The sequence below is a fragment of the Streptomyces ficellus genome (assembly GCF_030406405.1).
Taxonomy (GTDB): Bacteria; Actinomycetota; Actinomycetes; order Streptomycetales; family Streptomycetaceae; genus Streptomyces; species Streptomyces ficellus_B.
This window is the reverse complement of sequence record NZ_JAUEPL010000046.1, coordinates 41,493-55,623: the sequence shown is the minus strand read 5'-3', so window position 1 is coordinate 55,623 and position 14,131 is coordinate 41,493. Positions and strand designations below refer to the sequence as shown.

Genomic DNA, 14,131 nt, shown 5'->3' with positions numbered 1-14,131 from the left:
CTTGCAGGAGCAGTTCGTGGACGCCCCGCTCCCGGCCGTCGCCGAGGCCGACCGGCTCCTGGGCCAGCCGGCCCAGCATCTTCGGGCGCACGGGCGGCTCCGGCCCGCGCGGGCGCGCGAAGCCGGCTCAGTCCGTGGCGGCGGCGGCCACCGCGATGATCGCCCGGACCTGTGCGGTGATGTCCGCCCGGTTGCGCAGGAACTCCGGGTCCGTCACCGCGTCCGTGTTGCCCGCGCCGAACCGGAGCACCGGCGTGTGCACATGCCCGCCCGGCAGGCCGGTCAGGCCGAGCCGGTCGCGCAGCAGCGTGGCGCGGTAGGCGATCTCGTTGGAGAGGTAGTCCCCGCCGCCGCCCGCGCGGGCCGCCGAGCCGGGTGTCGGGCCATCGGGCCTGACCACGGGGGCCGTGCCGCCCGCCGGGATCTCGGTCACCGACGTGTTGTCGTACACCGGGAAGCGCCCGGTGCCGGCCGCCACGATCTTCGCGTACGGGAGGGTCGTCACCGTCCACTGCGGCTGCGAGGCCGGGTCGGTGACCGGCACGGTCCCGGTCTCGGACACGTTCTCGTTGTCGCCGAACCCGCCCCGCCAGGCTCCGTTGAAACGCTCGATGTCGAAGCGGCCGACGCGGCCCTGGCTCACCGTGGTGAACACATCCACGCGCGGCAGGTGCGGCCGCAGGGCCCGCTCCACCATGCCGTCCGCGAAGTCCCGCCAGCGCACCGGGAACACCGCCGTCTCCACCCGCGCCAGTTCCCCGTCCGCCGTACGGATCAGCCGGCCGTCCAGCGCCAGCGCCGCCGCCCCGGACGGGTTGCTGATCCGGATGTCACGGTCCAGCGTGAACGGGTCGAACCCGGTCATCAGCACGCGCTTGATGCCCTTGCCGACCGGGAAGCGGATCGCGTCCTGGCCCCGCGAGGAGGTCTCCAGCCGCTCCAGCAGCCGGGCGCGCTCGGCGGACGAGAGGGCGAAGCGCGGCTCCCAGGCGCGCAGTTCGCGGGTCATCCCCAGCCGCGCCCAGTACAGCGGCCGGTCGTCGTCCCGCGCCAGGTCTCCGCGTACCGGGCCGCGCCCCTGGGCCCGGTCCACCGCGCGCCGCCACAGCCGCGACCCCTGCCGTACGACGGTCCGCTCGGCCGCCGCGTACGACGGTGCCCCCTCCAGCGCGACGGCGAGCTCGGGCGCCACCGTGTCGAATCCGCCGCGTCGCAGGATCTCCCGCGGTACGGCCCGGTCGAGGCGGGCCTCCTCGACGGTGGGCTCCACGGCGGTGGGCTCCACGGCGGTGGGCTCCACGGCGGTGGGCTCCACGGCGGGGGCCGCCGCCTGGGCGGGAGCCAGGGGAAACACCAGCGCGGCGAACGCGGCAACCAGCGTGGTACGCAAGGGTATTCGGGACACAGGAGGCAGCCTTCCGTCGGATCCCGGAACGCTACCGCGCCCCCAACAGCCGCAGAAAGTCCCGGAAGGCCGCCGGCATGTCCACCGCGTCGGGGTCCAGCAGCCACTGGTACTGCAACCCGTCCATCACGGCCGCCACCAGCGGCGCCGCCTGCTCCGGGGTGAGCCCGCCCGGCAGCCGGTCCCCGTACTCCGCACGCAGCACGGCCGCCATCTCCGCCCGCACCTGGGCGTAGCGGCGCGTGAAGAACTCCCGCGCCGGATGATCCTCCGTCACGCTCTCGCCGAGCAGCGCCGAGAAGGTCTGCACGATGCCGGGCCGCATCGCGTTGTACTCGACGAGGGAGCCCAGCAGGTCGAGCCGCCAGCCCTCCCGGGCCCCGCCGCCCGTGTCCCACTGGTCCCGCTCCTCCAGGACGGCGATGAGCAGCGCCTCCTTGGTGGGGAAGTAGTGCAGCAGCCCCTGCTGGGTCAGCCCGACCCGTTCGGCGACCGCCCCGAGCGACGCGCCCCGGTAGCCGCGCTCGGCGATCACTTCCAGGGCGGCGCGCACGATCGCGGCGCGTCTTTCCTCACTCCTGGCCCTGGCCGCTGCCATCCTCACACCCCTGTCCTGGACATCACAAAACCGCAACGAAACCTACCGGGTTACAAACAACCCCTCACCATGGACGCACGCACCGCGCAGCACAGCAGCACAGCAGCACCGCAGTACGCCGACGACACGGAGGTACGACAGTGACAGACGCCGGTCGCGAACAGGCCGTGGAAGCGGCACTCGGCAAGCTCGGCCTCGACGCCAGGACCCGGCTCCTGGCCGGCCAGGACATGTGGTCCCTGCCCGCGCTGCCCGACATCGGCCTGGCCTCCCTCGTCATGTCCGACGGCCCCATCGGCGTACGCGGCGTCCGGTGGACCGCCGACGACCCGTCCATCGCGCTGCCCTCCCCGACCGCCCTCGCCGCCACCTGGGACCCCGGCCTCGCCCGCCGCGCGGGCCGCCTGCTCGCCCAGGAAGCCCGCCGCAAGGGCGTCCACGTGCTGCTCGCTCCCACGGTCAACCTGCACCGCTCGCCGCTGGGCGGGCGCCACTTCGAGGCGTACAGCGAAGACCCGCACCTCACGGGCGCCATCGGCACCGGCTATGTGCGGGGCGTCCAGGACGGCGGCGTCGCCACCACCGTCAAGCACTTCGTCGCCAACGACGCCGAGACCGACCGCTTCACCGTCGACAACAAGGTCGCCGCCCGGCCGCTGCGCGAGCTGTACCTCGCCCCGTTCGAGACGATCGTCAAGAACGCCCGCCCATGGGGCATCATGACCGCCTACAACCAGGTCAACGGTACGACGATGACCGAACACCACCACCTGGTGAACGAGGTGCTGCGCGGCGAGTGGGGCTTCGACGGCGTCAACGTCTCCGACTGGATGGCCGCCCGCGACACCACACGCGCCATCGAAGGCGGCCTCGACCTCGCCATGCCCGGGCCGGACACCGTGTACGGCCGGGCCCTCGCCGCCGCCGTCCGCGCGGGGGAGGCCGACGAGGCGGCCGTCGAGGAAGCCGTACGGCGTGTGCTGCGCCTCGCGGCCCGTGTCGGCGCCCTGGAGGGTGCCGAGCCCGTCGTCACCGGCCTCCCGGCGCCCATCGACGGCGAGGCCCTCGCCCGCGAGATCGCCCGCCGCGCCTTCGTCCTCGTACGGAACGAAAACGCCGCCCTGCCCCTCGCCGAAGGCCGAAAGGTCGCCCTCATCGGCGCCGCCGCCCGTGACGCCCGCGTCCTCGGCGGCGGCTCCGCCCAGGTCTTCCCCGCCCACGTCGTCTCCCCGCTCGACGGCCTCGCCGCCGCGCTGCCGCCGTCCTCGCTGACGTACGCGACCGGCGCCGACCCCAGCGACGAACCCGCCCCCGCGGGGCCGGGCTTCCGGCTGCGCGCCGTCTGCCGGGACGCCGCCGGCAACGTCATCGGTGAACGCTCCCTGCCGAGCGGCCAGGTCCAGTGGATCGGCGACGACCTGCCCGACGGCGTCACCCACGACACCCTGCACAGTGTCGAGGTCACCGGCACCTTCACACCCCGCGAGAGCGGCGAGCACGCCTTCGGCACACGCGGCCTCGGCGCCTTCACGCTCACCGTCGCGGGCGAGACCCTCTACGACGGCGTTCAGGGCATGGGCGAGGAGGCCGACCCCTTCGAGGCGTTCTTCGGCGCCCCGGCCGAGCGCGGCACGGTCGCCCTCACCGAAGGCGTACCCGTCGAGGTGTCGCTGCTCCACCCGCTCGACCGGGAGCACGCGGCGCCGCTGCCGGGCGTCCTGTTCTCCCTCCTCCACCTCGGCCCGCGCCGCGACCCCGACGAGCTGATCGCCGAAGCCGTGGCGGCCGCCCGCGCCGCCGACACCGCGATCGTCGTGGTCGCCACCACCGAACGCGTCGAGTCCGAGGGCTTCGACCGCGCGGACCTGAAGCTGCCGGGGCGTCAGGACGACCTGGTGCGCGCCGTGGCGGCCGCCAACCCGAACACGGTCGTGGTCGTGAACGCCGGCTCCCCGGTGGAGATGCCCTGGCGCGAGGAGGTGGCGGCCGTGCTGCTCAGCTGGTTCCCCGGCCAGGAGGGCGGCGCCGCGCTCGCCGACGTCCTCCTCGGCGCCGAGGAGCCGGGCGGACGCCTGCCCACCACCTGGCCGGCCACCCTCGCCGACGCGCCGGTCACCGAGGTCACCCCCACCAATGGCGAACTCCACTACACCGAGGGCCTGTTCATCGGCTACCGCGCCTGGGACAAGGCCGGCGCCACCCCCGCGTACCCCTTCGGTCACGGCCTGGGCTACACCACCTGGGAGTACGAGTCGCTGGAGCTGACCCCGGACGGCGCCACCGTCCGCGTCCGCAACACCGGCTCCCGCCCCGGCCGCGAGGTCGTCCAGCTGTACGTCTCGCCGGTGACGCCCGGCCCGGTGGAGCGCCCGGCCCGCTGGCTGGCGGGCTTCGCGGGGGTCGAGGCCGGCCCCGGCGAGAGCGCCGAGGCCGAGATCCCGCTCCCGCGCAGGGCGTTCGAGGTCTGGGACGAGGAAACCGGTGCGTGGACGGCGATCCCGGGTTCGTACGACGTCCGGACCGGCCGCTCCCTCACCGACACCCGCCTGGGCGCCACGCTGACGGTCGACGGAACGGACTAGCGAATCCCGAACCCGTACACGGTCTCGGACGTGTACACCTCGCCCGGCCGCAGGACCGTGCTCGGGAAATGCGGCCGGTTCGGCGAGTCCGGGAAGTGCTGCGTCTCCAGAGCCACCCCGTCCAGGTGTTCCGGCGCGTACACCTGGAGACCCGGCTCGGTCGTACGGACCGTCACCAGGCGTCCCGTCACCGGGGAGGAGAGCTCGGCCGCCGGGCCGTCGCGGTCGCCGTCCGGGGCGTCCAGGGCGTCCAGGGCGTCCGGGGCGTCCAGGACGAAGTTGTGGTCCAGCCCCGTGCCCACGGGGCGCGGCTCGCGGAAGTCCAGCCACGTGCCGTCCACCTTCGCGATCTCGCCGGTCGGCACCGAGGCGTCGTCCAGCGGCGTGAAGTGCCCGGCCGCGATCCGCAGCTCGTGCGCACCGCCCAGGTTCCAGTACGTGTGGTTGGTCAGCGCCACGACGGTCGGCGCGTCCGTCACCGCCTCGTAGGCGATCCGCAGCGCGCCCGAGGCGTCCAGGGTGTACGTGGCGGACACCTCCAGCCGCCCGGGGAAGCCCTCCTCGCCGTCCGGGCTGACCCGCGACAGCCGCACCCCGCCCTCGACGGCCTCCGCGTGCCACACCCGCTTGTCGAACCCGCGTTCCCCGCCGTGCAGACTGTTCGGCCCGCCGTTGCGCGCCAGCCGGTAGGTCCGTCCGTCCAGCGTGAACGACCCGCCCGCTATCCGGTTCGCGTACCGCCCCACCAGCGCCCCGAAGTACGGCCCCGGATCGGCCTCGTACCCGGCCGGGGAGTCATGCCCCAGCACCACGTTCGCGACGGCGCCGTCCCGGTCGGCGATCTCCACCGACTGCACGATGCCGCCGTACGTCAGGACACCCACCCGCGTGCCGCCCCGCTCCAGGACCCAGCGGTGGACCGTCGTACCGTCGGCCAGCCGGCCGCACGGTTCACATCGAGTTCTCATGCGGTGATGATGCGGTACGCGATCTCCGCCAGCCGCTCCTGGCCGCCCACGCTCGGATGGAACCAGTCCCACGGGCTGAGCTCCCTACTTGTGAACCGGTAGGCGAACACCGCCCCGCCGTCGTACCGGCAGAGCCGGTCCTTCGCGCAGACGTCCCGCAGCACCTCGTTGTACGCCACCACCCGGCCGTGCACCGTCTCGCGCCGCTGCTCGGCGGCCGGGCTCAGGTCGTCGGCGCCGCCCAGCATCGAGGCGCAGATGCCGAGCTTCCACACCTGCTTGCCGAGCGCGTTGCCACGCCCGACCGACCAGAGCCGTTTCAGGTCCGGCACGCTCGACACGTACACCTGGCTCTTCGGCGACGCGACGCGCAGCCGCCGCATCGCCTCCTCGAACGACGCGCGGAAATCGGCCACCGGGGTCATCAGGGCGGTGGAGTCCCGGCAGGCGTCGTTCGCGCCGGCCATCACCGTCACCAGTCCGGGCTTCCGCGCGGCCGCCGCCGCCATCTGGACGGGCAGGTCCGCCATCCGGGCCCCGGAGCGGGCCAGGTTCCAGCTGCGGGCGGGCAGCGCGGACGCCCCGAGGAGCCGCAGCGCGAGGCTGTCCACCCGCGCGTCGGTACCGGTCGCCCACGACGCCTCGGGGCAGTCGGCCAGCAGCGCGCACGTGTCGAACCCGCGCGTGATGGAGTCGCCGACGGCCGCGACCGAGGCCGGGCTGCGGTCCCACGCGGGGGAGGGGGAGGGGGAGGGCGAGGGGCGCGCCGTGGCCTTCGGGCCGCCCCCGGGCGACGCCTCACACCCGGACAGCGCCGCGCCGCAGACCAGCAGCGCCGCCGCCGACAGGGCGACGGCGGCACGTTTCCGTATGCGGATTCGTCGGCTGTCGGGCATCCCCGTGGCCCTTTCGTCGGCGTCCTGGCGAGTGAAAGCTTGGTGTCAACGTCCCCCCGGCAGACCGTACGTCATCCCAAGCGCCCCGGCGCACGGTAGCTTTTCCCCGTCGAACCGTCAGGCGCCTTCGCCAATCGGCTCCGGTAAATTACATCACGTCACATGCTGTCCCTTTTGCGGAGTTTCACTCCCGATGCTGTTTACTGAGGCCGCTGGGAAAGGCGAACCTCGTCCCACACTGGAGGTCCCGGTGACGACACGTGGAGTCCTGTACGTACACTCCGCACCGCGTGCGCTGTGCCCGCACGTCGAATGGGCGGTGGCGGGTGTGCTCGGCGCGAGGGTCCAGCTCGATTGGATCCGGCAGCCGGCCTCCCCGGGAACGTGGAGAGCCGAGTTCTCCTGGCAGGGCGAACCGGGCACCGCATCCAAGCTGGCCTCCGCGCTGCGCGGCTGGCAGATGCTCCGCTTCGAGGTGACCGCCGAGCCGTGCCCCACGGCCGAGGGCGAACGCTACAGCGCCACGCCCGAGCTGGGTATCTTCCACGCCGTCACCGGCATCCACGGCGACATCCTGATCCCCGAGGACCGCCTCCGCGCCGCCCTCGCCCGCTCCGCGCAGGGCGAGACCGAACTGGCGGCGGAGATCGCCAAACTGCTCGGCAAGCCCTGGGACGACGAGCTGGAACCCTTCCGCTACGCCGGCGAAGGCGCCCCGGTCCGCTGGCTGCACCAGGTGGTCTGACCGGCCCCGTACGCGACGAAGGGCCCACCCGAGTGATTCGGGTGGGCCCTTGTCGTGGTCAGAGGCGCCGCAACCATCAATTGAGGAACCCCGACGGCGAGCAACCACGTCCGCGAGAGCGGCGCCGGTTCAGGCGCAAAGGGGGGTCAGACGGTGCGGAAGGCGAGCACCACGTTGTGGCCGCCGAAGCCGAACGAGTTGGCGCTTTTTCGTGCGACTCTCGCACTGCCCGGCCCCGGGGGGCCGGGCAGGCTTCGGATCGCTGCGCCGGACTCCGTCCGGCGGACCGGGCCGGGGCAGGTCAGACGGTGCGGAAGGCGAGCACCACGTTGTGGCCGCCGAAGCCGAATGAATTGTTGATCGCGGCGATCGTGCCCTCGGGCAGCGGGCGCGGGGTGTCGCGGACGACGTCCGCGTCGACCGCCTCGTCCAGGTCGTCGACGTTGATCGTCGGCGGGGCCGTGCGGTGGTGGAGCGCCAGGACCGTGGCGACGGTCTCGATGCCGCCCGCGCCGCCCAGCAGGTGGCCGGTCATGGACTTGGTGGCCGAGATCGCCACGTGGTCCAGCTCCTCGCCGAGCACCGCGCGCAGCGCCTTCACCTCGGCGACGTCACCCTGCGGGGTGGACGTGGCGTGGGCGTTGAGGTGGACGACCTCCGACGGCTTCAGGTCGGTGGTGTCCAGCAGGTTCTGCAGCGCCGCGGCGATACCGCGCCCGGTCGGCTCGGGCTGGGCGATGTGGTGGCTGTCGGCCGACAGGCCCTGGCCCAGCGCCTCGCAGTAGACCTTCGCGCCGCGCGCCGCCGCGTGCTCGGCGGACTCCAGGATGACGACACCGGCGCCCTCGCCCAGGACGAAGCCGTCACGGGCCTTGTCGTAGGGGCGCGAGGCCTTCTCGGGCTCGTCGTTGTTCTTGGACATCGCCATCATGTTGGCGAACGCGGCGACCGGCAGCGGGTGGATCGCCGCCTCGGTGCCGCCCGCGACGACCACGTCGGCGCGGCCGGTGCGGATCATCTCGACGGCGTAGCCGATCGCCTCCGCGCCCGACGCGCACGCCGAGACCGGGGTGTGCACGCCCGCGCGGGCGTTCACCTCCAGGCCGACGTTGGCGGAGGGGCTGTTGGGCATGAGCATCGGCACGGTGTGCGGGGAGACGCGGCGTACGCCCTTCTCCTTCAGCACGTCGTACTGGTCCAGCAGGGTCGTCACGCCACCGATGCCGGAGGCGATGACGGTGCCGAGCCGCTCGGGGGCGACGGACCCGTCCTCGCCCGCGGGGGCGGTGAAGCCCGCGTCCGCCCACGCCTCGCGGGCCGCGATCACGGCGAACTGCGCCGAGCGGTCCAGCTTGCGGGCGAGCGGGCGGGGCAGGACGTCGCCCGGGTCGACGGCCGCGGGGGCCGCGATACGCACGGGCATGTCGGCGTAGCGGTCGCCTTCGAGGGGCTTGACGCCGGAGCGTCCCGCCAGCAGCCCTTCCCAGGTCGCGGCGGAGTCGCCACCCAGCGGTGTGGTTGCGCCGATACCGGTGACGACCACGGTGCGATTGGTCGAGTTCACAGGAATTCTTTCTCCACGTGTATGAGGTATGCGTGAATACGGCGCCACCGCCGGGTGGCGATCCGATCAGCCCTGGTGCTTCAGGATGTAGTCGGCAGCGTCGCCGACCGTCTTGAGGTTCTTGACGTCCTCGTCGGGGATCTTGACGTCGAAGCGCTCTTCGGCGGCGACGACGACCTCGACCATCGAGAGGGAGTCGACGTCCAGGTCGTCGGTGAAGGACTTGTCCAGCTGGACGTCCTCCTCCGGGATGCCGGCGATCTCGTTCACGATCTCGGCGAGGCCCTTGACGATCTCGTCCTGAGTGGCGGCCATGTGGCGCTCCTTCGGTGTGTTCCTCAGAGGGTGTTTCTCAGAGGGTTTTTCTCAGAGGTGTGAGGCTGGTCGTCCGGAACGATCCGGGGGAAAGATCCGAACGGTGCCTAGGGGAGGGTAACGACCGTCGCGGCGTAGACGAGACCCGCCCCGAAGCCGATGACGAGCGCGGTGTCACCGCTCTTCGCCTGCCCGGTCGCCAGGAGCCGCTCCATCGCGAGCGGAATCGAGGCGGCCGAGGTGTTGCCGGTGGTCTCCACGTCGCGGGCGACCGTGACGTGCTCCGGCAGCTTGAGCGTCTTCACCATCGAGTCGATGATCCGCATGTTGGCCTGGTGCGGAATGAAGACGTCCAGGTCGGCCGCCGAGATGCCGGCGGCGTCCAGGGCCTGCTGGGCGACCTTGGCCATCTCGAAGACGGCCCAGCGGAACACCGCCTGGCCCTCCTGCGTGATGGCCGGGAACTTCTCGACCGTGCCGTCGCGGTAGTCGGTCCAGGCCACGGTCTGCTTGATGGTCTCGGACTTGTCGCCCTCGGAGCCCCACACGGTGGGGCCGATCGCCGGCTCCTTCGCGGGGCCGACGACGACCGCGCCCGCGCCGTCACCGAACAGGAAGGCCGTCGCACGGTCCTCCAGGTCGGTCAGGTCGCTGAGCCGCTCGACGCCGATCACCAGTACGTACTCTGCCGAGCCTTCCACCACCATGCCCTTGGCGAGGGTGAGGCCGTAGCCGAAGCCCGCGCAGCCCGCCGAGATGTCGAACGCGGCCGGCTTGTTCGCGCCGATCTTGTCCGCGATCTCGGTGGCGACGGCCGGGGTCTGCTTGAAGTGCGAGACGGTGGAGACGATCACACCGCTGATCTGCGCGGGGGTGATCCCGGCGTCCGCGATGGCCTTGCCCGCCGCCTCGACCGACATCGCGGTCACGGTCTCCTCGGGGGAGGCCCAGTGGCGGGTGGCGATGCCGGAGCGCGAGCGGATCCACTCGTCGGACGAGTCGATCGTCTCCAGGATCACCTCGTTCGGCACGACCCGGGTGGGGCGGTAGCCGCCGACACCCATGATGCGCGCGTACGGGGCGCCCTGGCTGGGCTTGATCTTCGCCATGTGCTACGGCTCCTTGTCAGGCGGCGGGGCGCGCGTGCTCGGCGATGAGCGTGCGGGCCGCGTCCAGGTCGTCCGGCGTCTTCAGCGCGAGCGTCTTGACACCCTTCAGGGCGCGCTTGGCGATGCCGGTGAGCGTGCCGCCGGGGCACACCTCGACCAGGGCGGTCACGCCGAGCCGCTGGAACGTTTCCATGCACAGGTCCCAGCGCACGGGATTCGCGACCTGGCCGACCAGGCGGGCGACGACATCGGCGCCCGTCGTGACGGTCTGCCCGTCCTTGTTGGAGACGTACGGCACGGCCGGGTCGGCGACGCGCAGGCCCTCGGCGGCCTTCTGGAGCGTCGCGACCGCGGGCGCCATGTGGTGCGTGTGGAACGCGCCGGCGACCTTGAGCGGCACCACGCGGCGTACGCCCTCGGGCTTGTCCGCCTCCAGCGCCGCGAGCTGCTCCATCGTGCCGGCGGCGACGATCTGGCCCGCGCCGTTCACGTTCGCCGGGGTCAGGCCCAGCTTCTCCAGGTGCGGGACGGTGACCTCCGGCTCACCGCCGAGCAGCGCCGACATGCCGGTCTCGGTGACGGCGGCGGCCTCGGCCATCGCCAGGCCACGCGTCCGTACGAAGCCGAGCGCGGCCGTGTCGTCGAGGACGCCGGCGAACGCGGCGGCGGTGATCTCACCGACGCTGTGGCCGGCGACGGCACCGGGGGTGCCCGCCGCGTCGGCGGCGAATGTCTCGGTCCCCAGTGCCGAGGCGGACAGCAGACCGGCCGCGACCAGCAGCGGCTGGGCCACCGCCGTGTCGCGGATCGCGTCCTCGTCGGCCTTGGTGCCGTAGTGGACGAGGTCGAGCCCGATGGCCTCGGACCACGCGGCGACGCGGTCGGAGGCGCCGGGCAGGTCGAGCCAGGGAGTCAGGAAGCCGGGCGTCTGAGCGCCTTGGCCGGGAGCGACGAGTACGAGCACCCTCACACTCTCTCTTGTGGACGGCTCCCACCGCCCGTGGGGACAGGGACGAAGAACCGTCAGGGGAATTGTGGATGTCCGACAAAAGATTAGGACTGGGGATCCGCGTCGGCCAGACGCCCCAGGATCAGTGCGATCCGTAGCGTAAAGGCGGAACGCACATCGGAGGGTGACCATCCGGTGACGTCGGTCACACGTCGAAGCCGGTAGCGCACGGTGTTGGGGTGCACGAAGAGCATCCGCGCCGCGCCCTCCAGACTGCTCGCCTGCTCCAGATAGACGCTCAGCGTCTCCAGCAGCGCCGAGCCCGCCTCCTCCAGCGGTCTGTAGATCTCCTCCACCAACTGCTCGCGGGCCGATGGGTCACCGGCCATCGCGCGCTCCGGCAGCAGATCATCCGCCAGCACCGGCCGCGGCGCGTCCTGCCACGCCGAGCACGCCTTCAGGCCGGCCGCCGCGGCCTGCGCGGACCGGGTCGCGGCCAGCAGGTCGGGCACGATCGGCCCGGCGACGACGGGGCCGGCCGCGTACGGGCCGATCAGCGCCTTGGCGACCTGCAGCGGGTTGTCACTGCCGCCCGCGATGACGACGAGCCGGTCGCCGAGGACGCCGGTGAGGACCTGGAGCTTGGCGTGCCGGGCGGCCCGCCGGATCGCCTCGACGGTCAGTTCACTGTCGCCGTCCGGGGCGGTGCCCAGGATTACGCAGACATGCTCCGGCGAGTTCCAGCCAAGTGCGGCCGCCCGGGAGACGGCGCCCTCGTCGGCCTCGCCGGACAGCACCGCGTTCACCACGAGGGACTCCAGCCGGGCGTCCCACGCGCCGCGTGCCTCGGCGGCCTGCGCGTACACCTGGGCCGTCGCGAAGGCGATCTCCCGCGCGTACACGAGCAGCGCCTCGCGCAGCACCGACTCGTCGCCCGGGGCGGCGACCTCCTCGATCGCCGACTCCATGACCTCGATGGTCGTGCGCACCATCTCGACGGTCTGGCGCAGCGTGATCGCCCGGGTCAGCTCGCGCGGAGCCGTGCCGAAGACGTCCGTCGAGATCGCCTGCGGGGTCTCCGGGTGCCGGAACCACTCGGTGAACGCGGCGATACCGGCCTGGGCGACCAGGCCGATCCAGGACCGGTTCTCCGGAGGCATGGCGCGGTACCAGGGCAGCGTCTCGTCCATGCGGGCAATCGCGTTCGCGGCGAGCCGCCCCGAGGACTGCTCCAGGCGCTTCAGGGTGGCGGCATGGCGGTGGGCGTGGTTCGCTGCGGGTTCAGGCACGGGACAAGACTGCCTTATCGGGACGGTGGCGTGCGGGGCCGGGTCTACGGTGGTCCCGTGACTTCCTGGCAACCAGACGGTGCCGCGACCGCTTCCCGGCCGGTGTGGACCATTCAGCGGGCGGGCGAGCGCTACCGCGGTGGTGACGCGGCGAGCGGTATCGAGACCCTGCACGCCTTCTCCTTCGGACGCTACTACGACCCCGACAACCTCCGGTTCGGCGCGATCCTGGCCTGCAACGAGGAGCGGCTCGCGCCCGGGTCCGGCTTCGACGAGCACCCCCACAGCCGGACCGAGATCGTCACCTGGGTCGTCGAGGGCGAGCTGACCCACCGTGACTCGACCGGCCACACGGCGGTGGTCCGCCCCGGCGACGTACAGCACCTGTGCGCGGCGGCCGGGGTGCGGCACGAGGAGCGCAACGACGGCGACGGCCCGCTGGTCTTCGTACAGATGTGGCTGGCCCCGAAGGAGCCGGGCGGCAAGCCCTCCTACGAGGTGGTGCGCGGCATCGCGGACGCCACCCCCTACGCCGTCCCGGCCGCGGCCGCCATGCTCCACGTCCGCCGCCCCACCACCCCCGGCGAACGCCTCGCCCTGCCCACCGCGCCCCAGGTGTACGCCCACGTGGTGCGCGGCACCGTGCGACTGGAGGCCGACGAACTCGGCCCGGGGGACGCGGCGCGGATCACCGGCTCCGAGAACCTGGAACTGGTGGCCGGCGGCCCGGCCGAGGTACTGCTGTGGGAGATGAACGGCTGACCCGCCGCCGGCGCGCGAGGTCGGGCCGAGGTCGGGCCGAGGATCAGGCCGACGTCGGGCTGAGGATCAGGCCCCGCGCAGCTCCGCCAGGACCGCGTCCGTGAAGGGCGGCCACGCCTCGATGGCCCACGGGCCGAAGGCGCGGTCGGTGAGGGTGACGCAGGCCGCGCTCGCGTCCGGGTCGATCCACAGGAACGTGCCCGACTGGCCGAAGTGGCCGACCGTGCGCGGTGAGGAGGAAGTGCCCGTCCAGTGCGGGGACTTGGCGTCCCGGATCTCGAAGCCGAGACCCCAGTCGTTGGGCTTGTGGCGTCCGTAGCCGGGCAGGACGCCGGACAGGCCCGGGTGGACGACCGACATGGCGGCGAGGACCGTGCGCGGGTCCAGCAGCCGCGGGGCCTGCACCTCGGCGGCGAACCGCACCAGGTCGTCGACCGTCGAGACGGCGTCCTTCGCGGGTGAGCCGTCCAGCGCCGTCGCCGTCATGCCCAGCGGCTCCAGCACCGCCTGGCGCAGATACTCCGCGAACGGGATGTCGGTCGCCTTCGCCACGTGATCGGCCAGCACCTCGAACCCGGCGTTGGAGTAGATCCGCCGCGTGCCGGGCGGTGCCATGACCCGGTGCTCGTCGAAGGCGAGGCCCGAGGTGTGCGCCAGCAGGTGCCGGACCGTGGAGCCCTCCGGCCCGGCCGGCTCGTCCAGCTCGACCGCCCCCTCCTCGTACGCCACGAGCACGGCGTACGCGGCGAGCGGCTTCGTCACCGACGCCAGCGGGAACGGCCGGTCCGTGGGGCCGTGCGCGCCCGCGACCGTCCCGTCCGCGCGCACGACGGCCGCCGCCGCGTTCGGTACCGGCCAGTTCTCGATCATCGCCAGGCTCTGCATGCGTACGAGCCTATCGCCGTGCCCGGCCGGAACAGCTCCGGGTTCTCGCTTGCTTGGAGTGCAC

General features: G+C 72.8%; 13 protein-coding genes. 3 read left to right on the top strand and 10 right to left on the bottom strand.

The window, feature by feature from the left end; all coding sequences use genetic code 11:
- Window positions 1-127: 127 nt before the first annotated feature.
- Window positions 128-1,378, bottom strand: a complete 1,251-nt coding sequence (locus QWM81_RS24885) for a PA0049 family protein (protein ID WP_493660872.1) — start codon at window positions 1,376-1,378, stop codon at window positions 128-130.
- A gap of 58 nt (window positions 1,379-1,436) precedes the next feature.
- Window positions 1,437-2,003 carry a TetR/AcrR family transcriptional regulator gene (locus tag QWM81_RS24880; protein ID WP_290114578.1) on the bottom strand — a complete coding sequence of 189 codons (567 nt, stop codon included), beginning with the start codon at window positions 2,001-2,003 and terminating at the stop codon, window positions 1,437-1,439.
- Window positions 2,004-2,143: 140 nt separating this feature from the next.
- Here QWM81_RS24880 and QWM81_RS24875 point away from each other — a divergent pair, with 140 nt between their 5' ends.
- Window positions 2,144-4,585, top strand: coding sequence for a beta-glucosidase family protein (locus tag QWM81_RS24875; protein WP_290114577.1), 2,442 nt, complete (start codon window positions 2,144-2,146; stop codon window positions 4,583-4,585).
- Here the strand turns inward: QWM81_RS24875 and QWM81_RS24870 are convergent.
- Together QWM81_RS24870 and QWM81_RS24865 are read right to left on the bottom strand one after the other, a co-directional pair.
- Window positions 4,582-5,553, bottom strand: coding sequence for an aldose epimerase family protein (locus QWM81_RS24870; protein ID WP_290114576.1), 972 nt, complete (start codon window positions 5,551-5,553; stop codon window positions 4,582-4,584). The two genes, QWM81_RS24875 and QWM81_RS24870, sit on opposite strands and share 4 nt — an antisense overlap.
- Window positions 5,550-6,449, bottom strand: a complete 900-nt coding sequence (locus QWM81_RS24865; RefSeq protein ID WP_290114575.1) for an SGNH/GDSL hydrolase family protein — start codon at window positions 6,447-6,449, stop codon at window positions 5,550-5,552. The genes QWM81_RS24870 and QWM81_RS24865 overlap by 4 nt, the downstream gene beginning before the upstream one ends.
- Window positions 6,450-6,699: 250 nt before the next feature.
- Here QWM81_RS24865 and QWM81_RS24860 point away from each other — a divergent pair, with 250 nt between their 5' ends.
- A complete protein-coding gene (locus tag QWM81_RS24860) occupies window positions 6,700-7,194 on the top strand; it encodes a DUF3145 domain-containing protein (protein ID WP_290114574.1) in 495 nt (164 codons plus the stop codon).
- 301 nt (window positions 7,195-7,495) lie between these two features.
- Here the strand turns inward: QWM81_RS24860 and QWM81_RS24855 are convergent, their stop codons facing one another.
- From QWM81_RS24855 to QWM81_RS24835, 5 genes are all read right to left on the bottom strand, one after another.
- The gene (locus QWM81_RS24855; protein WP_290114573.1) at window positions 7,496-8,758 is read right to left on the bottom strand and encodes a beta-ketoacyl-[acyl-carrier-protein] synthase family protein; all 1,263 of its coding nucleotides are present in this window, start codon (window positions 8,756-8,758) and stop codon (window positions 7,496-7,498) included.
- Between the two features lie 66 nt (window positions 8,759-8,824).
- Window positions 8,825-9,073 carry an acyl carrier protein gene (locus tag QWM81_RS24850; protein WP_290114572.1) on the bottom strand — a complete coding sequence of 83 codons (249 nt, stop codon included), beginning with the start codon at window positions 9,071-9,073 and terminating at the stop codon, window positions 8,825-8,827.
- Window positions 9,074-9,180: 107 nt separating this feature from the next.
- A complete protein-coding gene (locus QWM81_RS24845) occupies window positions 9,181-10,182 on the bottom strand; it encodes a ketoacyl-ACP synthase III (protein WP_290114571.1) in 1,002 nt (333 codons plus the stop codon).
- A 16-nt stretch (window positions 10,183-10,198) separates the two neighbouring features.
- Complete coding sequence (locus QWM81_RS24840; protein ID WP_290114570.1) at window positions 10,199-11,146, bottom strand: ACP S-malonyltransferase; 948 nt, start codon at window positions 11,144-11,146, stop codon at window positions 10,199-10,201.
- An 89-nt stretch (window positions 11,147-11,235) separates the two neighbouring features.
- Window positions 11,236-12,438 carry a PucR family transcriptional regulator gene (locus QWM81_RS24835; RefSeq protein WP_435372453.1) on the bottom strand — a complete coding sequence of 401 codons (1,203 nt, stop codon included), beginning with the start codon at window positions 12,436-12,438 and terminating at the stop codon, window positions 11,236-11,238.
- 39 nt (window positions 12,439-12,477) lie between these two features.
- Here QWM81_RS24835 and QWM81_RS24830 point away from each other — a divergent pair, with 39 nt between their 5' ends.
- A complete protein-coding gene (locus tag QWM81_RS24830) occupies window positions 12,478-13,182 on the top strand; it encodes a pirin family protein (protein ID WP_435372451.1) in 705 nt (234 codons plus the stop codon).
- A gap of 66 nt (window positions 13,183-13,248) precedes the next feature.
- On the opposite strand, the gene QWM81_RS24825 is transcribed toward QWM81_RS24830, so the two are convergent.
- Window positions 13,249-14,067, bottom strand: a complete 819-nt coding sequence (locus tag QWM81_RS24825) for a serine hydrolase domain-containing protein (protein WP_290114568.1) — start codon at window positions 14,065-14,067, stop codon at window positions 13,249-13,251.
- Window positions 14,068-14,131 lie beyond the last annotated feature (64 nt).

Bases quoted from the DNA above. Each gene is read 5' to 3' on its own strand.
- QWM81_RS24880 (WP_290114578.1), bottom strand. From the start codon at position 2,003: ATGGCAGCGGCCAGGGCCAGGAGTGAGGAAAGACGCGCCGCGATCGTG.
- QWM81_RS24870 (WP_290114576.1), bottom strand. From the start codon at position 5,553: ATGAGAACTCGATGTGAACCGTGCGGCCGGCTGGCCGACGGTACGACG.
- QWM81_RS24865 (WP_290114575.1), bottom strand. From the start codon at position 6,449: ATGCCCGACAGCCGACGAATCCGCATACGGAAACGTGCCGCCGTCGCC.
- QWM81_RS24850 (WP_290114572.1), bottom strand. From the start codon at position 9,073: ATGGCCGCCACTCAGGACGAGATCGTCAAGGGCCTCGCCGAGATCGTG.
- QWM81_RS24845 (WP_290114571.1), bottom strand. From the start codon at position 10,182: ATGGCGAAGATCAAGCCCAGCCAGGGCGCCCCGTACGCGCGCATCATG.
- QWM81_RS24825 (WP_290114568.1), bottom strand. From the start codon at position 14,067: ATGCAGAGCCTGGCGATGATCGAGAACTGGCCGGTACCGAACGCGGCG.